The following is a 24,609-nucleotide window of genomic DNA, read 5'->3' as shown; positions in this document are numbered from 1 at the left end:
CTTGGGGGCAATTTAATTAGCGCTCATTTTTCAATGCAAAAACAAACAGATAGAAAAAAGGGCGACAATAAGAGTACAATCTGCTTTTCCTTTTTTTGCCCCCGGGCTCAAACCCGCACCGGTATCCAACTATGCAAGAAACCAATATCAAACGCTCCGGCCTTAACTCCGAAACGGTTAAGCCTGTTGAATCCCCCCTGTCTTCCCTGGCCGCCCCCGATGGCAGCACCCGCAAGCTTTACATCAAGACGTTCGGCTGCCAGATGAATGAATATGACTCAGACAAAATGGCCGATGTCCTGCGTGAAAACCAGGGTCTGGAATTGACTAACGATCCGGAAGATGCCGACGTCATCCTGTTCAACACCTGTTCAATCCGTGAAAAAGCCCAGGAAAAAGTTTTTTCCGACCTGGGACGCGCCAATCAGCTTAAACAGAAAAAACCCAATCTGGTCATTGGCGTAGGCGGTTGCGTGGCCAGCCAGGAAGGCGCCACCATCATTCGCCGCGCCCCTTACGTTGACGTCGTTTTTGGTCCCCAGACCCTGCACCGTCTGCCAGACCTGATCAATAAACGCCACGAAACCGGCCGCTCGCAAGTCGATATCAGCTTCCCCGAAATTGAAAAATTCGATGCCTTGCCACCCGCCCGCGTCGAAGGCCCATCGGCATTCGTCTCCATTATGGAAGGCTGTAGCAAATACTGCAGTTTTTGCGTGGTTCCCTATACCCGTGGCGAAGAAATTTCCCGTCCGTTTGAAGACGTCCTGCAGGAAGTGGCCGACCTGGCAGACCAAGGGGTAAAAGAAGTCAACCTGCTGGGCCAGAACGTCAATGCCTATCGCGGTACCATGGGTGACAGTGGTGAAATTGCCGACTTTGCCATGCTGCTTGAGTATGTTCATGAAATCCCGGGCATTGAACGCATTCGCTATACCACTTCCCACCCCAAGGAAATGACCAACCGCTTAATTGAAGCGCACGGCGCCCTGCCCAAGCTGGTGCCTTTCCTGCACCTGCCCATCCAGACTGGCAGCGACCGCATCCTGGCCGCCATGAAGCGCGGCTATACCGGGCTTGAGTTCAAGGCCATTGCCCGCAAACTGTATGCGGCACGTCCCGGCCTGACCCTGTCTTCCGATTTCATCGTGGGTTTTCCCGGTGAAACCGATGCCGACTTCGAAACCACCATGAAACTGATTGAAGATGTCAATTTTGACACTTCATTTTCTTTCATCTATTCGCGTCGTCCCGGCACGCCAGCCGCCGACCTGCATGATGACACCCCTTACGATGTCAAACTCAAGCGCCTGCAACGCCTGCAGGCCCAAATCAACAAACAGGCCAAGGCCATCAGCCATGCCATGCTCAACACGATTCAGCCCGTCCTGGTCGAAGGCGAATCGCGCCGCGATAAAAATGAACTGACCGGACGTACCGAAAACAACCGGATCGTCAATTTTTCCGCACCCAAACGCCTCATTGGCCAAATCGTCAATGTACGCATCACCGATGTCTACACCAACTCACTGCGTGGCGAGGTGGTAACCAGCGAGCAGGTTAGCTAATGGCTGTCAAACGCAACCAACCGGTCATCATCACCCTTGATGGTGACAATATGCAACTGGCCAACCTATGTGGCCCCCTGGATGAAAACCTGCGGCAAATCGCCCAGGCATGGGGGGTCAAACTGGGCCGTAACGGCAACCGTATTACCCTGGAAGGCGAGCAGGCCCTGAAGGCGGGCAATAGCATCGAGATTTTTCATCGGCGGGCCCGCCATAAAGACCTCTCCATTGATGATATCCAGCTGGGCCTGGTAGAACAGAAAGCCTCTCCACACAAAGCGGCCCCCGCTTCATCAACCCGAGCCAAAGAAGAAGACGATCTGCCACCACTGGATGATGAAAGCGACACCATTATCCTGCGCACGCGACGCAGTGACCTGCGTCCCAGAACGCCCAGCCAGCGCCAGTACCTGAATAATGTCCTGCGCAATGACATTACCTTTGGCACCGGCCCTGCCGGCACGGGCAAGACCTGGCTGGCCGTGGCCTGCGCGATTGATGCCCTGGAACGTGAAAACGTCCAACGCATCATCCTGACGCGTCCCGCGGTAGAGGCTGGCGAGCGTTTGGGTTTTCTGCCCGGCGATCTGGCCCAGAAAGTGGATCCATACCTGCGCCCCTTGTATGACGCGCTTTACGACCTGATGGGCTTTGAAAAAGTACAGCGCCTGTTCGAAAAACAAACGATTGAAATCGCACCGCTGGCCTATATGCGCGGTCGCACCCTGAACCATGCCTTTGTCATCCTTGACGAAGCCCAGAACACCACACCGGAACAGATGAAAATGTTTCTGACCCGCATTGGTTTTGGCAGCAAGGCCATTATTACCGGTGACCCGACACAGGTTGACCTGCCCAAAGGGCAAAAAAGCGGCCTGTCCCATGCCCTGCAGGTTTTGCAATCGGTCGAAGGTATTGCTTTTTCACGCTTTTCCAGTAAAGACGTGGTCCGTCATCCGCTGGTGGCTCGCATTATTGATGCCTATGATGAATCAGAGGCGCTCTCCGGCCACACTCTCCGTTAATCCTCTTACCGTTAAAAGCCATCATGCCAGAACCCGTTCTCAGCTTTACCGTCCAATACGCCGTGGATGCGCCGGAACTGTCACGCCAGCAACTGCGTGCCTGGGCCCTGAAGGCCGTCCAGGCCGCCAACCAGGATTGCCCTGATGCATTCCAGCGTGCCGAACTGACCCTGCGCCTGGTAAACACCGCTGAAGGCCGATCCCTGAATGCCAGCTACCGCGACAAAGATTATGCCACCAACGTCCTGACTTTTGAATACGGCGTTGACCCGGAAGGCACGGCACGCGGAGACATTATCCTGTGCCTTGATGTATTGAAAAAAGAAGCTGAAGAACAGGGCAAACCATTCAAACACCATGCCGCCCACCTGGTGATTCACGGCACCCTTCACGCGCTGGGTTACGACCATCTCAACCACGATGAGGCCGAACACATGGAGGCCATGGAAGTTGCCATCCTGACGCGTTTACATATCGAAAACCCTTATCTGGAACGTTGATAAGGGGCAAAAAACAAGACGTTTAAAAGAGAATCCCGGCATTTTCAATGAACAAGATGAAATTTCATCAAAAAATCTTCATTTTGAGTTATGCTTAAATTCCCATTAACTAGACGTCCAGAGATGTCAACAGATCCATATCCTTCCAGCGAGGCTGACTCGGAATCGAAGTCAGCCAAAAAATCAACCGCACGCTCTTTATTGCAGCGTTTTAAAACTTTCATTGGCCAAAACGAGCCTGAAGACCGTGAAGATATCCAGGAAATCCTGTGCGCCGCACATGACAGGGAAATCCTGGACGATGACTCTTACACGATGATTCTGGGCTCCATTTCGGTCACCGAAAAAAATGTCAGCGACATCATGGTTCCCCGCTCACGCATGGATATGCTTGATGCCTCGCTATCCGTGCAGGAACTGCTGCCCATCATTATCGACACGGCTCACTCTCGCTTTCCCGTCTACGAAAATGAGCGTGACAATATCATTGGCATTTTGCTGGCCAAAGATTTACTGCGCTTTTTCAATGACCCCGAGCTTAAAATCCGCAACCTGATCAGGCCTGCCTATTTTGTGCCCGAAACCAAAAAACTCAATCAACTGTTGCGCGACTTCAAGGAAAACCGCAATCATCTTGCCATCGCCATCGATGAATATGGCAGCATTACCGGCCTTATCACCATGGAAGATGTCCTTGAACAAATTGTGGGTGATATTGAAGATGAATACGATGAAGAAGCCGAGCAAACCATTTTCCCTGAATCGGAAAATGCCTGGCGGGTCATGGCCATCACCGATATCAGCGACTTCAACCAAACCATCCACAGCCATATCCCCGAAGATGACTATGACACCATTGGTGGCTGGCTGGCAGCAGAACTGGATCACATTCCCCAACGTGGCGACACGCACGACTACGAAAACCTGAGGTTCCGGGTCTTGCGGGCCGATGCGCGACGCGCCTTGTGGCTGCATGTCAGGCGCTCCACCTCCTCCGCTGTTACCAACAAAGACAACTAAACCATGATGCACCGGCTTTTATTGCTTGCCGCGGGCGCCTTGCATGCCCTGAGCTTTTCCGCCTCCCCGCTTCCTGCATGGAGCCTGTCATCAATACAAATCATCACCCTGGCCCTGCTGGCCTGGCATGTCTTCAGGGCGGCTAACGTACGTCAGGCGGCCGGCTCCGCCGCCTGGTTCAGCATCAGCAATTTCTGCGTGGGTATTTACTGGCTGTTCATCAGCATGAACACCTACGGCGCGCTGGCAGCGCCACTGGCCGCTGCCGCCGTCTTCCTGCTGTCCGCCTATTTAAGCCTGTATCCCATACTGGCCGCCAGCGTCACCCGCTACCTGTCAAACCGTAATCTGTCCAGTTTCATACTTGTCTGGGCCGGTTGCCAGGCCTTATCCGAATGGCTGCGCAGTTTTATTTTTACCGGCTTTCCCTGGAACAGCACGGGTTATGCTCACACCGACGGTGCCCTGTCCGGCTGGGCCCCCGTCCTGGGTGTTTACGGTGTCGGTTTCATGGCAGCACTGGTATCCGCACTCTTGGCTGCCGGCCTTGTTTACCTGCACAAACAGCAACAAAAAAAATCAATTCTTTGCCTGGCATTTATCGTCGGGTTGTTCATGCTCAGCGTTGGACTGAAACAACTATCCTGGCACCAGCCTCATGGCAACCCCATTTCAATCAGGCTGGTCCAGGGGAATATTTCCCAAGACCGCAAATTCCATCCCGACACGATGATGGAAAGCATGTATGAAAATTTTGACCTGGCCTTGCTGGAACCCGCCGACCCTGAAGCGCCCGCCAAAGTCATCATTTTCCCGGAAACCATCATCCCCGGCTTCCAAAACCGGATGAGCCCGGAATTCTGGCAATCAGTCACCCAAATAGCCGAACACACCCAAAGCGTTTTTTTCATGGGCGTTCCTTTGCGCACCCTGGATCATCGCGGTGAACGCTTCACCAATAGTGTCATCGCCCTTGATGGCAACACCAGCACCGAGGCCTTGATGTCCGGCCTGGAGCTGCCGGTTTATGATAAACAACACCTGGTTCCTTTTGGTGAATTCATCCCCTACGGATTTCGCTGGTTTGTTCACGCCCTTGGCATACCGCTTGGCGATTTTGACCGAGGCACCGCTTTTCAACACAACTTCGTGGTAGAAGAGCAGGTTTTTGCACCCAATATCTGCTATGAAGACGTTTTTGGCGAAGAGCTGTTGCCCGCCCTGTTTGCACGGCCCGACGGCTCCCCGGGTGCCAGCATTATGTTTAACGTCAGTAACCTGGCCTGGTTTGGCAATACCTTTGCCCTGGGACAACATTTGCAAATAGCACGCATGCGCAGCATGGAAACCGCGCGTCCCATGGTACGCGCGACCAATACGGGTACCACCGCAGCCATAGATGCCAACGGCAACTTGATTGCCGCGCTGCCTACCGCCATTCCAGGTGTGTTGGATGTACAGGTACAGGGAACGCAAGGCTATACGCTTTATGCTCGTACCGGCAATAGCCTGGTTATTATTCTGTCACTGCTTTGCATTGCCTTGGGTGTGCTTATCAGAAAAAAAGCCTGATTTTTTCTCAAAAAATTTTTCTGGCAAGCACAAAAACAATATTTTTTGGCAAAAAAACATCATTTTCAGAGGCCAATCATTAAAATGTGGCTTTTTTGTACATAAGCAACAAAAAGGTCTTGCACAAAGATAGAAACATAGGCATAATTCTAATTCTTCGCTAGTCACTCAATTGGGGGTATAGCTCAGCTGGGAGAGCGCTTGCATGGCATGCAAGAGGTCAGCGGTTCGATCCCGCTTATCTCCACCAACTTTCTTTGGAAAGGTTTAGCGAAGCAGGTTGTGAAACAGTTTTTATCGCTCACAATCAAAATGTAGTAAGTTTTAAGTTAAAGTCCTGTCCCCTTCGTCTAGAGGCCTAGGACACCACCCTTTCACGGTGGGTACAGGGGTTCGAATCCCCTAGGGGACGCCAAACTTTTTAGTTTGATGTTGACTTTACACATACCGCTGCGGAGCGGTAGTTCAGTTGGTTAGAATACCGGCCTGTCACGCCGGGGGTCGCGGGTTCGAGTCCCGTCCGCTCCGCCACAAAATTTCAAAAAGCCCTTAGCTTAATCAAAGTTAAGGGCTTTTTTCATGTCCGGCAATAATTCTTCACTATCTCAGTAGCACGCTCGGTTCACATAACAATAAAGCACAAGTGAAGTGCCCCCCAAATGTTGGACAATTAAAAACCAGGCAGCTAAAACCTGAGTCCGGTATTGTACCGGACTCAGTCCATTTAACGTGGGAATGCATATTAGAAGCACATATCCACCACTCAAAAACGCGCTGCCATGCTATTGGCGGCAAGCTGTACCAGCTGCTCTTTAGACAAATCAAGAGCTTGGGCCGTGGCAACGTAGTTATCCAGTATATAACCGCCAAAATAGGCCGGATCATCTGAATTGATAGTGACACAAAGGCCCTGTTCAAGCAGGCGTTTCAGGTTATGCTCTTTCAAGTCATCCACCACACAGAGCTTTAGATTGGACAGTGGGCATACGGTCAAGGGAACCTGTTCTTGCCGCAAGCGCTGCATCAGAATCGGGTCTTCTTCACTGCGCACGCCATGATCAATACGCTCGGCCTGCAACAGGTCAAGGGCGTCGCGCACATAAGAGGCCGGCCCCTCTTCACCGGCATGCGCCACCGACCTGAAACCCAGCGCTTTACAGTGGGCAAAAACCTCCTGGAATTTTTCTGGCGGATTGCCAACTTCAGAAGAATCAAGCCCCACCGATACCCACAGATCAGCGTATTGCTCACGCAAGGGCAAAGCCTGCTCCAGTGCGGCAAAAGCATCAGCCTGGCTTAAATGACGCAGGAAGCTGAAGATCAGGCTGCTGTTGATACCCAGTTCTTTTTGCCCCTGCCGCAAGGCGCTGGCCAAGCCGGCAAACACCGTTTCAATGGCCACCCCCCTGCTTGTATGGGTTTGCGGGTCAAACATGATTTCCGCATGCACCACCCCATCGGCCGCGGCACGCTGCAAATAAGCCCAGGTCATGTCATGAAAATCCTGTTCGGTTTGAAGAACAGCGGCACCGGCATAATACAGATCCAGAAAAGACTGCAGATCGGTAAACTGGTAGGCCTTTTTTAATGAGTCGATATCCGCATAAGGCAAACGAACCTTGTTACGCTCGGCGAGGGCAAAAATCATGTCGGCCTCAAGCGTGCCTTCTATATGCAAATGCAATTCCGCCTTGGGCAGATCCCGGATAAATGAACGGAGTTCCTGTGTATTCACTATTCGCCCCCCAGCAACCAGCTTTGCAGGGCAATCAGGGTTTTGGCATCCTGAATGCTCCTGTCTTTAATAGCCTGCTTGATTTGTTCCCGGCCTAACAAAACGGTTTGCACAAACTCATCCTCATCCGCTTTCAATTCACTGTTTTCAGTAAGACTCCTGGCTTCGTACAGGTACATCAACTCATCACAAAACCCGGGTGCGGTATAGAACTTATGGATCAGGGTCATGGATTGTGCCGTATAAGGCGTTTCTTCGGCCAGTTCCCGATAGGCGCATTGTTCGGGGCTTTCACCGTCCATGTCCAGCTTGCCGGCCGGAATTTCCAGCAGCACATCACCAACAGGATGCCGGAATTGCCTGACCAATACCACTTGATCTTGCGCAGTCACCGCCAGTACGCACACGGCACCGCAATGACGCACCACCTCACGGGTGGCCTGCTTGCCATTGGGCAACTCAACGGTGTCAACCGACAGCTTGACCACCGCCCCGGAAAATACCGGACGACTTTCTTTCAGGGTTTCCACAAGACCAATATCAGACATAAAAAATACTCTTTCAATTCAAATTAAAGCAAGGGAGAAAATAAACGGGCGGTAGAGATCAAAAGGCGATAGGCAACACTTTGTTTCCTGAGCACCACTTCCTCTGAAGACTGCAGGGACTCATGAAACTCACGGGCCAGCAACTCATTGGCCTTGGGTTCATAACACAATACCGAAACCTCAAAGTTAAGGTAAAAACTGCGATAATCAAAATTGGCGCTGCCAATAAAAGACAGGTCATCATCAATGACCAGGGTTTTGGTATGCAGCATGCGCGGCGTGTATTCGTATATCCGGACCCCCGCCCTGACAAGATCATCATACCAGGATCGGGTTGCCAGTGTGACCACCAGATTATCACTTTTGCGAGGCACCAGCAAACGCACATCCACCCCTTTAAGGGCCGCGGATGTCAGGGCAAACAGCGAGGCTTCATCGGGCACAAAATAAGGAGTGGTTAAATAAATCCGTTTGCGGGCCCGGTACATGGCTGACAGCATCACCCGCAAAATGGGGGCAAAATCAGAGTCGGGCCCCGAAGGTATGACCTGCATGCGATAAGCCTGGGATGGTTCTGTCACCACACGTTCTACATCAGGCTCGTTCTCCCCGGTTTTTCTTAAGATCCTGACCAAAGAAAGATCCCCGGTTGAGTAATGCCAGTCTTCAATAAAAACGCTTTCAAGCCAGGCAATAACCGGCCCCTCCACCTGGATATGCACATCATGATAGGCATCGGGTTTTTTTCTTAAGTCCTGCGCATCGGTAATATTGACTCCACCGGTAAAACCGGTCAGGCCATCACAAATCACGATTTTCCGGTGATTGCGAAAATTGATCAGAGAAAACAGGCGACGCCAGGTGATGTTATGAAAAAACCCCAGCTCACCGCCTGCCTGGGTAAAATCACGCATGAAACGACGGGTAAGGCGGGAAGAACCCAGGGCATCCACCAGCAAATACACCTTTACACCTTTTTTGACTTTTTCCGTCAGCAAATCCCGCAAGGCCTGACCCGTTTGGTCGTTTTCAAAAATATAGTACTCAAGCAGAATATATTTTTCAGCCTTGCGAATGGCCTCAAAAATCGCATCATAGGTTTTTTCCCCCCCGGATAACAGGCGGTAATCCATGGAATGGCACAAGGGGATATTCGTGGTATTGAAAATAAGCCGAGCCATTGATTTATAGGCATCAGGAAAGTCTTCGGTCTGGATAAAAGAAGACCAGATGGCATAGTTACGCTCGACAATCTGCTTGCTTCGGCGGCGGCTGAGCCGGTGCCGGATTATTTTTTTAGGGCCAAACAGATAATAAATAAAGAACCCCAACACGGGAATAAGGCTAAGGGTAAGAATCCAGGTCAGCGTGGAGATCGGAGACCTTTTCTGCAATAGAATCCAGCCGCCCATGGCGACAATATACAAGGTCCAGACCGTGTATATCAAAGCATGAAATTCCTGAGGAATCAAAGACACTTAGACACCTTTATGATGGCCACCCGATACTGCCTCCCGCTTTCCTTTGTTTAACAGTCAATGACGACTGCGCCCGCATGCGCAAAGGTCAGAATAATCCAATCAAGCCCTCTGGTCCATACCCATTAAGCCACATGCGGTTCATTCAGAACGCCTTTCACCTTTATCCGATTCATGCTCTGTACGCCGCCTGCGCATCAGCAAAACCCTTGCCGCATGAAGATCATCCAGTATGGGCGCACTGGCAATCAGAACCAGGATGGACGCCAACACCACTGTAAATGTAAATCCCAAATGCTTGAAACCGAAAGCACCGGTTACCCCTCCCAGAAAAAACAGAAACACCAGCTTGCTTAACAATTTGAGCTTGGCCCGGTCTCCCCTGACAATGGGTTTTTTGGGATCATTCTTATTGGGATTCCAATAAAACAGCTTGCCCAATTCAATGCCAATATCGGTCACCATGCCGGTCACATGCGTGGTTCTGAATTCAGAGTGGGACATTTTGGTAATGATGGCATTTTGAAGCCCCATGATATAACACAACACGGCAACGGTTACCGAGGTCCAGAGCCAATCGTAATACCACTGCATGCCATCAAGGGCACCAAACAGGATCAGCATCATGGCTTCCAGCAAAATCGGCAGCGCATATTCGCTTCGCAAATAAGAATGCCGAGCCCAGTTAATAATGATTGCCGTCGTACCCGCTCCGGCCGTAAAAGCCATGAACGCCCCCAGGCCAGAGAGCACGATCGTCCAGTTCCACAAAGCCAGGGAGTCTGCCATGCCCGAGACAATACCCGACATATGCGACGTATACTGCCCGATCGCCAAAAAACCCCCAGCATTGATTGCCCCGGCAATAAATGTCAAATAATAAGCAAGTGATGAATTTGCATCTTTAGTTCTTATTTTTCCACTTAAACGACGCGAATAGTCTTTGAACGACATGTTCCACAAACACAATTTTTAAAAACAAACTGAAAAATATTGACCGTGTCTTGCCCAGACCGCAAAATTACACTAAAACACGACAAAACACATAATAAAGCAGCTAATTTACGTTAAAAATCAAAAACAACACCCATTTAACATTATTGCTTATTTATCTTTGCGACTTTACGATAAGTAAATTTGAATCATTACTTAAGCGAAAAACTGCAAATGGATACATTAACACAACCAGGCACATCCCATCAAAATACCGTATGGAATGTCACATCAATTGTCGGTTTATTTGAACTGCCTTTCATGGACCTGTTATTTCAGGCCCAGCAAATTCATCGCGCTCACCACAAGCCCAATGAGATCCAGTTATCCAGTCTGCTGTCCATCAAAACCGGTGGCTGTGCCGAAGACTGCTCCTACTGCCCCCAGTCGGCGCGTTACAACACGGAAGTGAAGGCTGAAAAACTGATGCCACTTGAAGAGGTCGTCAATGCAGCAAAATCGGCCCGTGATAATGGTGCCCAGCGCTTTTGCATGGGTGCGGCATGGCGCAATCCCAAACCCCACCAACTGGACGAAATCGCCAAAATGATCACGGCCGTCAAGGAACTGGGTATGGAAACCTGTGTCACTCTGGGCATGCTGCAGGAAGGTCAGGCAGAACAATTACGTGACGCAGGTCTGGACTATTACAACCATAACCTTGACACTTCCCCCGAGTTCTATGGTGAAATCATTACCACCCGCACTTATGAAGACCGCCTGGAAACCCTGGAAAGAGTACGTAATGCCGGACTCAATGTGTGCTGCGGTGGTATTGTGGGGCTGGGAGAATCCCGCCGGGAACGCGCAGGCCTGATTGCCCAACTGGCCAACCTGGATCCTTACCCGGAATCGGTGCCCGTGAACAACCTGGTCAAAATCAAGGGCACGCCATTATTTGATAATGAAGACCTGGACCCGTTTGAATTCATCCGCACGATTGCCGTGGCCCGCATTACCATGCCTAAAGCCTATGTTCGCCTGTCTGCCGGGCGCGAGCAAATGAGTGACGGCATTCAGGCACTTTGTTTTCTGGCTGGTGCAAATTCTATTTTCTACGGCGAAAAACTGCTGACCAGTGGCAACCCCCAGGCACTGGACGATCAACAGTTACTGGAACGGCTTAATCTGAAAGCGACAGGCGCCCAAAACCATCATTAAGATTAAGCCACACCCAAGCAGAAAACATTATGATTTATCTACTTCTAAGCATTTTATGCAGCGTGACGGTATCCGTCCTGTTGAAAATAGCCCGCCAACACGCGGTTGACATCAAACAGGCCATTGCCTTCAACTATGTAACCGCCATTACGTTATGCTGGCTGCTTTTACAACCCAAGCTCTCGGGCGACAGCATACAAGCATTACCCTGGGGGCTGTTTGCCATCTTGGGCGTATTGTTGCCACTGATTTTCCTGGCCATGTTCAAGGCTGTTGAATTTGCCGGCATTGTACGTGCCGATGCCGCACAAAGGCTTTCCCTGTTCCTGCCGATTATCGCTTCATTCACGATTTTTGGAGAAACGCTGTCGCTGCCACGGGGCGTCAGCCTGGTCATCGCCTTCATTGCCCTGTTTTGTCTGCTCTGGAAACCTGCCTCAGGTGCCTCCGCGCGGCAAACCCGCAGCAGTGTCCTGTATCTGTTAATGGTGTGGCTCGGTTACGGCGTAATTGATATCCTGTTCAAGCAAATGGCTAAAACCGGTACTGCGTTCCCTACCGGACTGTTTATTGCCTTTGCCATGGCGGGCTTACTTATGTTTTTTTACTTATTCGCCAGCAAGGCACAATGGCACCTGCGCCATGCTGTTGGCGGTCTGGTGCTGGGTTGCCTGAATTTTGGGAATATCCTTTTTTATATCAAGGCCCACCAACACTTCAGCGAAAACCCCACCCTGGTTTTTACCACCATGAACATTGGTGTCATCAGCCTGGGTACGCTGGTTGGCGCCCTGGTTTTCAGGGAAAAGATCAGCCTGGTCAATGCCATCGGCATTGTGCTGGCCATCCTGGCCGTATTCTGCCTTTATTACTGGATTATTGCCTGAGTCGCTTCAGTAGGTTCTTGGCCCGACGCCCCACCAACAGGCCAGGGATCTGCACAGGCTAACCGTGCATCTCCCGCCCTGAACGGCAAGGCTTCTCACACAATCCGGCAAACCCCGCCAACCCGCGGGATTTACTTTTTTAATCAAGCGCCTCAAGTCGTTCCTGCTCAAGTCGTTCCTGTTCAAGTCGTTCCTGTTCAAGTCGTTCCTGTTCAAGTCGTTCCTGTTCAAGTCGTTCCTGCTCAAGCTTTTCCTGCTCCTCATCGGCTTTTAGCTGCTCGATAACTTCTTCCATTTTCTCTTTATCAGCGGAAATATCAATACTGAGATCGACGCGTGGATCAAGTTCCAAGACGGCCGGGGCAGGCTGAATATCAACCGGCATGGGCACAAAAGGCTCTGGCTGCACCCGGTATTTCCCGGATACTTTTTGACGACTGATAAATAATGTCAGGATAAATGCACAAATGGAGGTGAAAATGTAGAACATCCCCGAGCCCATTTCATCCATCAGCTTACCGGCCACAACAGGCCCCAGACCCGCACCAACCCCGTAGACCATCAACAGGACGCCACTTAAGCCCACCCGCAGACCAGGCTCCACATGATCATTGGCAAAAGCGGTAGCCAGTGGATAAATGGTAAATTGCAAAACCCCCACAATAGCCGCCAACAGCAGTAGCAACGGAAAGGGTATCGACCAATATCCATACAGGGGAATCGTCACCAGGGTTAGCAGGAAAACATTAATGCCAATCAGTTTGACCCGATCAATCCGGTCAGACAGCCATCCCATTGGCCACTGGAACAACACGCCCGCCATTACACAGACAGACAGGTACAAGGCAATCTGGTCGGTATCCAGGCCCAATTTAATACCATATACCGGTGCCAGACTGTAAAACGTACCGGTAATACAACCCGCCATGAATAGAATAAACAAGGATATGGGCACCAATCTGATAAACACCGGCAACTTGATAGGTGCCTGCGACTGAATAACCGGATGAACCCGGCGTGTCATGGCCACAGGAATCAGGCAAAGAGCCATTGCAATGGCAACCACAATAAGTGGCGTATGATCCAATGACGGAAAAATGGAAATTGAAGCCTGACCCAATACCAGCCCGGAACTGGACATAATCATGTAAAAAGCAAAAATACTGCCACGCGTTGTCGAGTCAGACTGATCGCTCAGCCAGCTCTCAAGAATCATGTACTGTGTGACCATGGCCATACCCACGATGACCCGAAAAAGCAGCCACAACGTAATATTTGACACAATGGTCTGCAATAAAACCATCACTGTCACAATGGCAGCGGCAATGGCATAAGCCCGGATATGTCCCACATAAACAATCAGCCGGTGCCCGGTGCGGGCCCCCAGAACAAGTCCCGTATAATAGGCCGCCATCAGCAGGCCTACCCAAACCTCACTGACATTGTTCTGCGTAAGAAAGAGCGCAATGTACGTGTTGAATAAACCCGTACCAAGAGACAAGAAAAGAATTGCAGTGTAAAGCGACAAAAAGGACAAAAACAGTGAAATCATACCCAGACACCTGCAATCCGCAATCCAGAACAGTAAAAGGTCCCTGCCAACGCAGGGACCTTAAAAAATTACCAATAAACTAGCCTAACTGGGACAATAATGTCTTTGCATCACTCACTTCATAAGCACCGCCTTCCTCAAGGTTCAGAAGCGTAACCACACCATCCTCCAATACAGCGGAATAGCGGCGTGAACGCACGCCCATACCCCGGGCAGTCAAATCAAGCTCAAGACCCATGGCTTTGGTCCATGTTGCCGATCCATCAGCAAGCATGCGTACTTTACCCTGTGCATTCTGTTCCCGACCCCAGGCACCCATCACAAAAGCATCATTGACGGCAACACACCAGATTTCATCAACCCCCTTGGCTTTGAGCTGGCTTTCCAGTTCAATATATCCTGGCAGATGCTGGGCAGAGCAGGTTGGCGTAAAGGCACCGGGTACTGCAAACAGGGCAATTTTTTTGCCTTTGACCAGGTCCGATACTTGAAATGCATTGGGCCCCAAAGAACAACCTTCGGAAGCGGTTTCAATAAACTCTGTTAATGTACCGTCTGGCACTTTATCGCCAATTTTAATCATCATGACTTCTCCTTGAAATAAAGTCTATATGAAAGGAAAGTGTATCACTACCTGCCTTGAAAAAAAACAAATGCCCCTGAAAACAAAAACCGCCTTATCCCGGTTAAGGGTTTAAGGCGGTTTTATTTGCAAAAAGACCACTTAAGGACTAGCTGCTTTCCTTGACACGATAGACCAGAACCGAGGTATGCGCCAAAGACAGCACCTTGATCGTTACGCTACCCAGCAACAGCCGGGACAAACCGCTGCGGCCATGACTGGCTATATATATGAGGTCACAATTATGCTCTTTGGCAGCCTCTACAATGCCATCGGCCACACTGTAATTGGAGGTAATGACTGATGTTGCCTTAACCCCTGCCGTTTCAGCCCGCTCCAGGACCGGCTTCAGATACTCCTGTGCTTCTTTTTTGGCAGCCTCTTCGTAATCGCCATCGGAAATGGCATATGAAGCCGCCATACCATCAAAACCAATCAATGTTGAAAAAGGCTGGGTGACATTAATGGTAACGATCTCAGCGCCAATTTGGCGGGCAAAACAAATACCGGAATTGGCAGCTTGAGCAGAAATTTCTGAACCATCGATAGGCAGCAATATTTTTTTATACATAAAGTGAGCTCCTTTGAACTAGGATGTTTGTTTGGCGGCATTGTACAGATGCGTACAACGGGTTCCGGTACGACAAAAAGCCAAAATAGGTGTTGGCAAGGTTTTCAGATACTCTTGAAACTGATTGACGTTTTCCTGTGTCATTGCACCACTCACCACAGGCTGGTACACCACGGTAAGACCGACCTCTTGCCCGGCCTTGATGATCTCGGCTGAAAGCGGCTGGGTGTCGCCACCTTCCAGATCGGGACGATTGATAATAACACTATTGAAACCGGCCGCCTTGACGGCAGCCATATCACTCGCGCTTAATTGGGGTGCAACGGCAACGGTATCACTTAACGGTGTAAATGGTGTAGACATGAATTCCTCTTCAATCAACTATTTGAAGGATATAGAAGTATCGTACTCTTTATCCTTTCCGGTTATCTGATTTTATGCTAGTTTATTTGATTGTAAACAATTATTTTTCACTTTTCCCGCCAGATTCATCATGCAAGCCGATACCTGCCATATCCGTCCCGCACAGCCCAGTGACATAACCGCCATTCAATCCATTTATGCACATCACGTCCTTTACGGCATGGCCACCTTCGAAGAAACAGTTCCCGATGTGAATGAAATGCGCCAGCGTTATGACAAAGTCATTACGGCCGGATACCCCTATCTGGTTGCCCTTTACAACAATGAAGTGGTTGGCTATTGTTATGCCTCCGCATACCGCCCGCGCATTGCCTATCGCTTTACGGTAGAAAACAGCATTTATCTGCGCCATGACATGGGACAAAAAGGGATTGGCAGCCAACTGTTAGCGGCGCTCATCAGACATTGTGAACTAGGCCCCTGGCGCCAGATGATCGCGGTGATTGGTGGCACCGAAAACCTGGCATCCATCAATCTGCACAAGCGTCACGGCTTCACCCTGACAGGCATACAGCCCAACACGGGTTTCAAACATAACAGATGGATTGATACAGTCTTGATGCAACGTGAAATTGGCGAGGGCAGCCACACACTGCCCCAACAGGAGAATTAGGCGAGCTCACGCCATAAACAGGTTTTTCCGGCTACTTTATCCAGGGCATCCAGGTACTCCTGGTGCGCCTGCAGCTCTGGATCTGACGGCCTGATAACCGGCAATATCAAGGTATCCAGTGCCAATATGTCTGTCATTTTTTTTTGTGTACCCTGCTCACCCGTTTCATCTATCAGCAGACCAAACTGACCTCGTGTCATGGCCAACCAGACTTCAGCCAGCAGCTCGGCGTCCAGCAAGGCGCCATGCAAGACACGATGCTTGTTGGAAATATCAAAACGCTCGCAAAGCACGTCAAGGTTATTGCGCTTGCCAGGGAATCGTTCCCGCGCCATGGCCAGGGTATCGGTAATAAGACCGGCAATGCTGTTAAGCGTAGGCATGCCTACCCGGGCAAACTCGGCATTCAGGAATTTAGTATCGAACGCGGCATTATGAATGATAATTTCAGCGCCTTCCAGATAAGCGGCAATGCGTTGCGCCTCATCGCTGAATCGATTGTGTTGGGACAGAAACTCGGTGGTCAGGCCATGAACCGCCAAAGCCTCGGGGGAGCTGTCCCGGTCGGGGTTGAAATAAAGATGCAGGTTATTCCCGGTTAACTCCCGATTAATGACCTCGACACACCCCAGCTCAATAACCCGGTCGCCCTGATCCGGATCAAGGCCTGTAGTTTCGGTATCAAGAATAATCTGACGCATTATTTATACAACCCCGGAAAAAACAATTAAGCCATACCTGGCACAACAGCCGAGAAGCCGGCATCGACATGCACCACCTGGCCGGTAATTCCTGCCGCCAACTCTGACAACAGGAAGGCTGCAGTATTGCCCACGTCATCAATAGTCACATTACGACGCAAGGGAGCATGTTTTTCAACAAAATTCAGAATAACCGAAAAATCCTTGATGCCACTGGCTGCCAATGTCTTGATGGGGCCTGCGGAAATCGCATTAGAACGGATACCCTGCTCGCCCAGTGCGCTGGCCAGATAACGGACACTGGCTTCAAGAGAAGCTTTAGCCAGGCCCATGGTATTGTAATTGGGGATGGATTTTTCTGCACCCAGGTAAGTCATGGTAAGGACAGAGCCTTTGCGTGCCTGCAGCAACGGCAATGCCGCCTTTGCCATGGCTGGAAAACTGTAAGCCGAAATATCATGGGCAATACGGAAATTCTCACGGGTAACGCCATCCAGGAAATTGCCGGCAATGGCTTCCCGGGGTGCAAAACCAATGGAGTGCACAAGGCCATCCAGGCCGTCCCAGTGCTTTGCCAGCTCGGCAAACGCGGCATCAATGTTTTCATCAGAGGAAACATCGCAGGGAATCACGATATTGCTGCCAAAATCAGCGGCAAATTCCGTGACACGGTCTTTGAAGCGGTCGCCGACGTAGGTGAATGCCAACTCGGCACCTTGCTGATGACAGGCACGTGCAATGCCATAAGCAATGGAACGATTGGAAATGACGCCTGTGACCAGGACTCTTTTATTTGCAAGAAAACCCATTGTTTCTTATCCTATTTTGCAAAATGGAATCATTATAAAAAAATTGCGTAACCTGAAAGTATTACGCAATTTTCATCTTGAAAATTTAGCGGTTCGGCCGGACCTAACCGCGGCTTCCGGCTCCGGGAATACGTAACGATGCCCCTGGTTTCAGGTCTGTGTTACTCATGTTATTCAACGCTTTCAAATCTTGAACCGACGTATTATAACGTTTTGCCAAAGAGTAAAGTGTGTCTCCCTTGACCACTTTATGAGCCGATACCTTTTTCTTCGCCTCGGCTTTTGGAGCCGGCTTGGTTAAAGAAGCCGTACGCACGGCAGGCTTGGCAGGGGTTTGGGCGACAGCGGCCACCGCAGGTCGTGTATACACGGCCGGCCGTGAAACGGTGGCAGGAATGGCGGCCTTTGAAGCGGCTACGGGTACGGCACGTACACCCGCCGTTAAGCTGGCATGATTACCTGAATTGATAATATCAACCAAAGGATCTATATTTCTTGCTGCCAAAGCCGCTGCCACACCGGGTTTTTTGGTATAAACGGCTGAAGGAACGGGTGCCGAAGCCCGGGCGGGTACCGTTGGGGACATGGCTGAGGGCCTTGCCACATTATCGTTGCTGGCCAGCATGGCCGGTGCCGCCGTGTTAATGGCAGGCGCCATGATGTCATTAGGTGCAATACCCGCCGATGCACCCGAATTGCGTGGCACCATCAGGGTTCTGGAAGACAGGGCAACCGACTGCTTTGATCCATAACCATTCAGCGACTTCAACTTGTCCAGGGAAATGCCGTGTTTGTCTGCAATACTTGCCAGGGACTCGCCCGGAGCAGGGGTATAGCCTTCCCACGCCGAGAGTTCTCCCTGGTAATTTTTAAGGTTACGCTTGAAGGCAGTCACTTTATGCTTGGGCAGCAGAATTTGCGAAGCGTGCTCACCCAGCAATACACTTCTCTGGAACGATGGATTCAGTTCACGAAATTCCTCAACGGAAATCTCGGCCAATCGGGCCGCAACGTCCAGATCAATGTCATGCGTGTTGCTGACTTTCTCGAAATAAGGCTGGTCTGGCACATGAGGCAGTTTAATGCCATAACGGGCGGGATTCCTTATGATGTTTTCGAAAGCCTGTAACTTGGGAACATAATCACGTGTTTCCTTGGGCATATTAAGGGACAGGTAATCGGTACCGAGCCCCGTACTGGCATTACGCTCACGGGCACGCTTAACCGCACCCTCTCCCCAGTTGTAAGAGGCGAGAGCCAAATGCCAGTCATTATCCTGAAAACCGTGCAGATATGACAGATAATTAAGCGCGGCATGGGTAGACTGGACAGGATCCCGTCTTTCATCTTTCCACCAGTCTTGCGTCAAGTTGTAATGCGTGCCCGTACTTGGAATGAATTGCCACAGACCGGCCGCTTTGGCACTGGAAACCGCTTTCGCATTATAGGCACTTTCAACAAACGGCAACAAAGCCAGTTCAGTGGGCATATTGCGTCTTTCCAGTTCCTGGGTAATATAGTGAATATACTTGCTTGAGCGCTGCGCCATTATTTGCACGGACGCAGGACGGGCCGCATAATAATTGGTCCAGTATTCAACCCTGTCATCTTGCAGATCGGGCATCTTGAGCCCTTTGCGGATTCTTTCCCAAACATCTTTTTGCTGCCCATTTGAGGAAGAATAATTTTTGGAAGAATTGCCGGAGGATGCACACCCGGTTAAAACAACAACTGAAGCTATAACGGCAAGCTTAACTAATTTCATGAGTATCCCTAGAATGAATTCTTCCAATCGCGCAACACGGCAAATACCTCATCGGGGGCATTCAAACTGCGCCCGGCTTTGTCCTGTGCGGCATTAATAACAGACTCGCACTCAACCCGCATAAACGGATTGGTCTTAAGTTCGTGACCGACCGTAGTGGGAACGGTTGGTTTTTGCTGGTTCCTGATCAAGCGTGCTTCTTGTGACCACTGCTGCAAATCAGGATTACTCCCCTCTACTGCAAGCGCCCATTCAATATTGCTCAATGTATACTCATGAGCGCAAAATACCCGCGTATTTTGCGGCAGTTTTCTGAATTTATCAATGCTCTGGTACATTTGCGTGGGATTCCCTTCAAAAATTCTTCCGCAACCGGTCGCAAACAGGGTATCACCACAAAAAAGCACGGGTTCGTTGGGATTGATATCGCCATAATAGGCAATATGACCCAATGTATGACCGGGCACCTCAAGGACAGAGAGCGACCAGGAAAAACCGTCTATGCCGACCCTGTCGCCTTCCTGCAAGGGCACATCGCAAAAAGGAATGGACTCTGTGGCAGGACCAAACACTTTGGCTCCCGTGTGTTCACGCAAACCGGCAATTCCTCCCACATGATCGGCATGGTGATGGGTGACCAGAATGGCCCGCAAGTCCAGGTTTTGAGCCCGCAGCACTTCCAGCACCGGTTCGGCCTGACCGGGATCAATCACCACGGCATTGTTCCCCTGTACAATTATCCAGATATAATTATCGTTAAAGGCACTGATGGGCTGAATTTTACAGGTCATATCCAATACTTAAATGCTCCAAGAAATATCTACACTTACCCCGAGGCAGGCGTGACACAAACCAACCCGCAGATTTTAAACCTTACGCAATGGCTCAATACTGATCCCGGTCAAACTGTTATCCGCTGGGAAACAGATAAATTTGATCAGATCGTTGCCAACGCATTTGGCTTCCATGCATTGCAAATTGGCTTGCCGGCATGGGATTTTCTGCGAAACAACCGGATCAGGTCAAAAGCGATTTTAACGGATGAATCCAAAAAAAATGTAACATCGACCGATCAGCCAAAAATCATTCACGGCCGCCTGGACCAACTGCCTTTCCCCAACTGCAGCCTGGATCTGGTTATTCTTCCACATATTCTAGAGTGCTCGCAAGACCCGCATCAAATTCTACGGGAAGTGGAGCGGGTACTGGTTTACGAGGGCCGGGTGGTTATTTCCGGCTTCAATCCCAACAGCCTGTGGGGCCTTCGCAATGGCATGCCATTCATGAATCCATGGATCCCCATTCCCAACCGCAACATGGTCTCGGTCCGTCGCCTGAAAGACTGGTTCAAATTATTATCCCTCGACATCGATCGGGGTCATTTCGGCTGCTATACTCCTGCCTGTCAAACCGAGAAGTGGCTTAAGCGCTGGGATTTCATGAACAGGGCCGGTGACCGCTGGTGGCCCGTGACCGGAGGCGTCTACGTGCTTTCAGCCGAAAAACGGGCTCGCGGCATGCACCTTGTCGGGCCCTTGCTCAAGAAAAAGCAACGCAGAAAAAGTCTGGCCAGCAGACGTCCTGCCATTATTACCCAAAGAGATATCACTCAATTGTTCAATACGGAAAATGGATAAAAAAATAGTTGAAATATGGACTGACGGTGCCTGCAAGGGCAATCCCGGCATTGGTGGGTGGGGCGTATTGCTAAAACAGGGACACCATGAAAAAACACTTTGCGGAGGAGAATCCGAAACCACCAATAACCGAATGGAAATGACCGCAGTCATCCAGGCACTTAAAGCACTGAAGCGCCCCTGCAAGGTCCTGCTTCACATTGATTCACAATATGTGCAAAAAGGCATTACCGAATGGATGGACGGCTGGATCAGGCGTGACTGGAAAACTGCCGATAAAAAACCAGTAAAAAACATGGATTTATGGCTTGAACTGAACGAACTGGTGGCCCGGCATGACATTACCTGGAAATGGGTCAAAGGCCATGCCGGTGACCCGGGCAATGAACGCGCAGACCAACTGGCCAATGAGGGCGTCCTGATGGCCAAAAAAAATCACTCCGCAGAGTGATTTTGAACAGACACCGGCCTATTTAAGGCATCCCATGCGTCGGGCACGTTCACGCTCGGCATCCGCACGGACATTGTCATGGGCTCGTGACAGGAAATTGCTGGTCCCAGGAATACCAGGCTGCTGGATAATCCGGGACTGGACCTGCGCACATTCTGCAGCCTTACTGTCATCAACCGGACCATTGGCACAGGCTGCCAACAACAGGCATGGAAGAAGAATCATTTTTTTCATTAACTTAACCTTAAAAGGCAAATGGATTAATTAATCCGAACGGGTTTAACTTTAACCAAAAACACACAGTTTTTGGACACTTAACTCACGAATCTGGTTCAGGCGCCATTGCGCAGCCTGTTCTGCCTGTTGAATTTGGGCTGGATCATTACCAAACAGCGGCTCATTGCCATGACGCAATTGATTCAGCAAAATATTCAGGCGGTCGGACTCCCTGCCTATTTCCTTGCACGTCAGGGTTTGTTTTTCATCTTCAGTAAGTGCAGGAACAATTTTAACCGGATTGGCGCAACCTGCCGCCACAAACAGAACGGGAACCGTTAGCAACAACGCTAGTTTCATGAAATGCCTTTCAACTGGTTAGACTGCCATCAAGTGTAGCAAAACTGCTTGCACAATACGATCTTTCTGTTCAGCCAAAACAAATTTTAACAGGCCGGGCCACTCATCATCCTTGGCTAATAACAACATCCTGCAAACCATTTTCCAGATAAATCTTTACACTTTTTTAATTACTATGTTATATAATTAATGATAATCATTATCAATATTAATCTTAAATACATTGAGCTTCCGCATTCATAACATGAGTCATACACAAAACTCCAGGCTGTCCGCCTCTTTCAAACTGAACCGTTTGGCCAGTGCCATTTTGTTGGCAACGGCCGCCACCTCTTCTTACGCACAGGACAACAGCACCATTGATGACATGGCTGCTGTTGAGCTTGAGACCATCTTCGCCTCTGCCAGCAGTGTTGAAAGCGAAATTCGTGATGCGCCTGCCAGCGTCAGTGTGATTACCCGTAAGGAACTGGACCGTAAACCCACTGCCAGTATTGCCGAAGTGCTTGGCACGATTCCCGGTGTAACCGGTGGTTTTGCCCCTGCCGGTGCAGGTTCAAAAATCGCTTTTCGCGGCATGCCCGACAAATACACCCTGATTCTGGTTGACGGCAAACGTATCGGCGGCTCCAACCTGCTTGGACATCGCCCTGACACCATTCCCCAGGACCTTGACTGGCTGTCGCCCGATGCCATTGACAGAATCGAAGTCGTGCGCGGCGCCATGTCCACCCTGTACGGTTCTGAAGCCATGGGCGGGGTCATTAACATTATTACCCGCAAAATCGATAACGTCTGGAGCGGTTCACTCACGAACAGCCTGAGCGTGCCCGACTCTGGCAAATCCGGCGACACCAACTCTCACAGCTTTAATATTGGCGGCCCGATTACAGAAAGCCTGGGCATACGGTTGGGTGGCAGCTATACCAACCGCGAACCCGATACAGGCTCGCGCGGTTCCAGTGGCTCTGCCAACCAGAATATGAATGCCAAACTCAACTGGCAACTGAACGAAAATCACAGCTTCTATCTGGATGGCTCCGTTGGACGCAACAAGGCTGAAGCATTCCCCGACCTGACGCAACGTGAAGCCCAAGACGGCGTTACCAGTGAAATTTTTGGCTCTGACATGCGCCACACCTATTTTGGCATTGGGCACGAAGGCCGTTTCGGTGAAATCCGCACTAAACTGGATCTGTACGCCAACAGCTATGAGAACAAGGGCGAAGGCGATCAATTGGGCGCAAAATCCAAAGAACATGTTGCCGATTTCAAGGTTGACATGCCCTTTAGCACGGCTGGCGTGGAACACTGGCTAACCGTAGGTGCCCAATACAAACGGGAAGAAGTTGAAAACCCCAGCAATATTGGCAATATCCTTAGCGTCCTGCTGCCGGGTGGTGATACCATCACCGCCGATAAACACCCCAAAGGCTGGGCATGGTCACTGTTTGTTGAAGACCAGATTTTCCTGCGGGACGACCTGATCCTGACCTTGGGGGTACGTGGTGACAAGTCAGACGAATTTGATTTGCATGTCAGCCCGCGCGGATACCTGGTTTATCATCCTACCGAGTCATGGACCATCAAAGGTGGCGTTTCAAAAGGCTTTCGTGCCCCCAACCTGAAAGAGCGTTCTCTCACCTCTGGCACCTCTTCCATGGGCATGGGTTGTACTTCACTGCGTCCTTTGGGCTATACCGGCGGCCAGTGCTACATGATTGGCAATCCAGACCTGAAACCTGAAGTCAGCACCAACTATGAGCTGGGTATTGCTTTTGACCAAGCCGGTTACTCGTTTGACCTGACCTACTTCCACAGCAAAATCAAAGATATGATCCAAAATGGCTTTCTGGGTAATATCAACGGCACCTGGTACACCCAGCAATTCAATATTGAAGAAGGAGAAACCGCCGGCCTGGAAGCCTCATTTGGCCTTCCCATTACAGACGGCTTAAGACTGAGCGGCAATGCCACTTACATGATCAAGTCCAAAAACAAAACCACCGGTAGCTGGCTGAACATGACACCCAAATGGACCGCCAATGCCCTGCTTGACTGGCAAGCCACAGAAAAACTGTCCACCTATGCATCGGTACAGTATATTGGCAAACAACTTTATACCCCACCCGTAGACTATACAGGGAGCAACCATTTTGCCTATGCAAACACCACACTTGATATCGGCGTTAACTATGCCGTTAACAAAAACCTGACTTTGCGTGCCGGCATTCAAAACCTGACCAATAATATCGCCAGAACCGATGACGATTACGGTGACGGAAATGGTCGTACCTACTACATGGGTGTGACTGCCCGCTTCTAACCTTAAAACCGCTTTTACAACCGGGAACTTCGGATATGCCCCCGAGGTTCCCCTTGTTTTTAGCGATATGTTTTCC

Annotated in this window: 25 protein-coding genes and 3 tRNA genes; 14 read left to right on the top strand and 14 right to left on the bottom strand. The window is 50.3% G+C overall.

Annotated elements, in window-relative coordinates; genetic code table 11:
- Positions 1 to 131: 131 nt before the first annotated feature.
- The 8 genes from miaB (at position 132) to HCX92_RS04585 (ending at position 6,216) form a co-directional block, all read left to right on the top strand.
- A complete protein-coding gene (gene miaB, locus HCX92_RS04620) occupies positions 132 to 1,568 on the top strand; it encodes a tRNA (N6-isopentenyl adenosine(37)-C2)-methylthiotransferase MiaB (protein ID WP_169293763.1) in 1,437 nt (478 codons plus the stop codon).
- Complete coding sequence (locus HCX92_RS04615) at positions 1,568 to 2,593, top strand: PhoH family protein (RefSeq protein WP_169293762.1); 1,026 nt, start codon at positions 1,568 to 1,570, stop codon at positions 2,591 to 2,593. The genes miaB and HCX92_RS04615 overlap by 1 nt, the downstream gene beginning before the upstream one ends.
- A gap of 23 nt (positions 2,594 to 2,616) precedes the next feature.
- Entirely contained in the window at positions 2,617 to 3,093 is a 477-nt protein-coding gene (ybeY, locus tag HCX92_RS04610; RefSeq protein WP_169293761.1) for an rRNA maturation RNase YbeY, read from the top strand.
- Between the two features lie 123 nt (positions 3,094 to 3,216).
- On the top strand, positions 3,217 to 4,113 hold the full coding sequence (locus HCX92_RS04605) for an HlyC/CorC family transporter (protein ID WP_169293760.1): 897 nt from the start codon (positions 3,217 to 3,219) through the stop codon (positions 4,111 to 4,113).
- Between the two features lie 3 nt (positions 4,114 to 4,116).
- Positions 4,117 to 5,685, top strand: coding sequence for an apolipoprotein N-acyltransferase (gene lnt / locus HCX92_RS04600; protein ID WP_169293759.1), 1,569 nt, complete (start codon positions 4,117 to 4,119; stop codon positions 5,683 to 5,685).
- Positions 5,686 to 5,859: 174 nt separating this feature from the next.
- Positions 5,860 to 5,935, top strand: a tRNA-Ala gene (locus HCX92_RS04595).
- Between the two features lie 89 nt (positions 5,936 to 6,024).
- Positions 6,025 to 6,100: transfer RNA gene (locus tag HCX92_RS04590), tRNA-Glu, on the top strand.
- A gap of 39 nt (positions 6,101 to 6,139) precedes the next feature.
- Positions 6,140 to 6,216: transfer RNA gene (locus HCX92_RS04585), tRNA-Asp, on the top strand.
- Positions 6,217 to 6,448: 232 nt separating this feature from the next.
- Here HCX92_RS04585 and HCX92_RS04580 read toward each other — a convergent pair.
- From HCX92_RS04580 to HCX92_RS04565, 4 genes are all read right to left on the bottom strand, one after another.
- Complete coding sequence (locus tag HCX92_RS04580; protein WP_169293758.1) at positions 6,449 to 7,420, bottom strand: adenosine deaminase; 972 nt, start codon at positions 7,418 to 7,420, stop codon at positions 6,449 to 6,451.
- Positions 7,420 to 7,968 carry an NUDIX hydrolase gene (locus HCX92_RS04575; RefSeq protein ID WP_169293757.1) on the bottom strand — a complete coding sequence of 183 codons (549 nt, stop codon included), beginning with the start codon at positions 7,966 to 7,968 and terminating at the stop codon, positions 7,420 to 7,422. Before HCX92_RS04575 ends, HCX92_RS04580 begins: the two co-directional genes overlap by 1 nt.
- Before the next feature lie 23 nt (positions 7,969 to 7,991).
- Positions 7,992 to 9,446 carry a cardiolipin synthase gene (cls, locus tag HCX92_RS04570; RefSeq protein ID WP_371808390.1) on the bottom strand — a complete coding sequence of 485 codons (1,455 nt, stop codon included), beginning with the start codon at positions 9,444 to 9,446 and terminating at the stop codon, positions 7,992 to 7,994.
- Positions 9,447 to 9,587: 141 nt separating this feature from the next.
- Entirely contained in the window at positions 9,588 to 10,400 is an 813-nt protein-coding gene (locus HCX92_RS04565) for a YoaK family protein (protein ID WP_169293756.1), read from the bottom strand.
- Positions 10,401 to 10,613: 213 nt separating this feature from the next.
- On the opposite strand from HCX92_RS04565, the gene bioB reads away from it, so the two are divergent.
- Positions 10,614 to 11,600: a biotin synthase BioB gene (gene bioB, locus HCX92_RS04560; RefSeq protein WP_169293755.1), complete on the top strand. Its 987-nt coding sequence runs from the start codon at positions 10,614 to 10,616 to the stop codon at positions 11,598 to 11,600.
- Positions 11,601 to 11,629: 29 nt separating this feature from the next.
- Positions 11,630 to 12,487 (top strand): DMT family transporter, encoded by an 858-nt coding sequence (locus HCX92_RS04555; protein WP_169293754.1) that lies wholly within the window; start codon positions 11,630 to 11,632, stop codon positions 12,485 to 12,487.
- Positions 12,488 to 12,626: 139 nt separating this feature from the next.
- Here the strand turns inward: HCX92_RS04555 and HCX92_RS04550 are convergent, their stop codons facing one another.
- The 4 genes from HCX92_RS04550 to HCX92_RS04535 all read right to left on the bottom strand — a co-directional run bounded on the left by HCX92_RS04550 (position 12,627) and on the right by HCX92_RS04535 (position 15,595).
- Positions 12,627 to 14,039 (bottom strand): MFS transporter, encoded by a 1,413-nt coding sequence (locus tag HCX92_RS04550; protein ID WP_169293753.1) that lies wholly within the window; start codon positions 14,037 to 14,039, stop codon positions 12,627 to 12,629.
- Positions 14,040 to 14,118: 79 nt separating this feature from the next.
- The gene (locus tag HCX92_RS04545) at positions 14,119 to 14,625 is read right to left on the bottom strand and encodes a peroxiredoxin (RefSeq protein ID WP_169293752.1); all 507 of its coding nucleotides are present in this window, start codon (positions 14,623 to 14,625) and stop codon (positions 14,119 to 14,121) included.
- A gap of 145 nt (positions 14,626 to 14,770) precedes the next feature.
- Positions 14,771 to 15,232 carry a universal stress protein gene (locus HCX92_RS04540; protein WP_169293751.1) on the bottom strand — a complete coding sequence of 154 codons (462 nt, stop codon included), beginning with the start codon at positions 15,230 to 15,232 and terminating at the stop codon, positions 14,771 to 14,773.
- A gap of 18 nt (positions 15,233 to 15,250) precedes the next feature.
- Positions 15,251 to 15,595: a TIGR01244 family sulfur transferase gene (locus tag HCX92_RS04535; protein WP_169293750.1), complete on the bottom strand. Its 345-nt coding sequence runs from the start codon at positions 15,593 to 15,595 to the stop codon at positions 15,251 to 15,253.
- A 130-nt stretch (positions 15,596 to 15,725) separates the two neighbouring features.
- Between HCX92_RS04535 and HCX92_RS04530 the strand changes: the two genes are divergently transcribed.
- Positions 15,726 to 16,268 carry a GNAT family N-acetyltransferase gene (locus HCX92_RS04530; RefSeq protein WP_169293749.1) on the top strand — a complete coding sequence of 181 codons (543 nt, stop codon included), beginning with the start codon at positions 15,726 to 15,728 and terminating at the stop codon, positions 16,266 to 16,268.
- Here HCX92_RS04530 and dnaQ read toward each other — a convergent pair.
- From dnaQ to gloB, 4 genes are all read right to left on the bottom strand, one after another.
- The gene (gene dnaQ, locus HCX92_RS04525; protein ID WP_169293748.1) at positions 16,265 to 16,969 is read right to left on the bottom strand and encodes a DNA polymerase III subunit epsilon; all 705 of its coding nucleotides are present in this window, start codon (positions 16,967 to 16,969) and stop codon (positions 16,265 to 16,267) included. The two genes, HCX92_RS04530 and dnaQ, sit on opposite strands and share 4 nt — an antisense overlap.
- A gap of 26 nt (positions 16,970 to 16,995) precedes the next feature.
- The gene (gene fabI, locus HCX92_RS04520) at positions 16,996 to 17,778 is read right to left on the bottom strand and encodes an enoyl-ACP reductase FabI (RefSeq protein WP_169293747.1); all 783 of its coding nucleotides are present in this window, start codon (positions 17,776 to 17,778) and stop codon (positions 16,996 to 16,998) included.
- Between the two features lie 103 nt (positions 17,779 to 17,881).
- On the bottom strand, positions 17,882 to 19,543 hold the full coding sequence (locus HCX92_RS04515) for a transglycosylase SLT domain-containing protein (RefSeq protein WP_248289996.1): 1,662 nt from the start codon (positions 19,541 to 19,543) through the stop codon (positions 17,882 to 17,884).
- 8 nt (positions 19,544 to 19,551) lie between these two features.
- Positions 19,552 to 20,334 carry a hydroxyacylglutathione hydrolase gene (gene gloB / locus HCX92_RS04510; RefSeq protein WP_169293746.1) on the bottom strand — a complete coding sequence of 261 codons (783 nt, stop codon included), beginning with the start codon at positions 20,332 to 20,334 and terminating at the stop codon, positions 19,552 to 19,554.
- A 51-nt stretch (positions 20,335 to 20,385) separates the two neighbouring features.
- Here gloB and HCX92_RS04505 point away from each other — a divergent pair, with 51 nt between their 5' ends.
- Positions 20,386 to 21,180: a class I SAM-dependent methyltransferase gene (locus tag HCX92_RS04505; protein ID WP_169293745.1), complete on the top strand. Its 795-nt coding sequence runs from the start codon at positions 20,386 to 20,388 to the stop codon at positions 21,178 to 21,180.
- Positions 21,173 to 21,631 carry a ribonuclease HI gene (rnhA, locus tag HCX92_RS04500; RefSeq protein WP_169293744.1) on the top strand — a complete coding sequence of 153 codons (459 nt, stop codon included), beginning with the start codon at positions 21,173 to 21,175 and terminating at the stop codon, positions 21,629 to 21,631. The genes HCX92_RS04505 and rnhA overlap by 8 nt, the downstream gene beginning before the upstream one ends.
- An 18-nt stretch (positions 21,632 to 21,649) precedes the next feature.
- On the opposite strand, the gene HCX92_RS04495 is transcribed toward rnhA, so the two are convergent.
- Together HCX92_RS04495 and HCX92_RS04490 are read right to left on the bottom strand one after the other, a co-directional pair.
- On the bottom strand, positions 21,650 to 21,865 hold the full coding sequence (locus tag HCX92_RS04495) for a hypothetical protein (protein WP_169293743.1): 216 nt from the start codon (positions 21,863 to 21,865) through the stop codon (positions 21,650 to 21,652).
- 51 nt (positions 21,866 to 21,916) lie between these two features.
- Positions 21,917 to 22,207: a hypothetical protein gene (locus HCX92_RS04490; protein WP_169293742.1), complete on the bottom strand. Its 291-nt coding sequence runs from the start codon at positions 22,205 to 22,207 to the stop codon at positions 21,917 to 21,919.
- 244 nt (positions 22,208 to 22,451) lie between these two features.
- Here HCX92_RS04490 and HCX92_RS04485 point away from each other — a divergent pair, with 244 nt between their 5' ends.
- On the top strand, positions 22,452 to 24,533 hold the full coding sequence (locus HCX92_RS04485; protein ID WP_169293741.1) for a TonB-dependent receptor domain-containing protein: 2,082 nt from the start codon (positions 22,452 to 22,454) through the stop codon (positions 24,531 to 24,533).
- The last annotated feature ends 76 nt before the right edge of the window (positions 24,534 to 24,609 follow it).

Origin of the sequence: Advenella sp. EE-W14, from assembly GCF_012923605.1 — a bacterium.
Classification (GTDB): domain Bacteria; phylum Pseudomonadota; class Gammaproteobacteria; order Burkholderiales; family Burkholderiaceae_B; genus Advenella; species Advenella alkanexedens.
The sequence above is the reverse complement of the archived record's forward strand: the minus strand, read 5'-3'. Positions and strand labels throughout refer to the sequence as shown.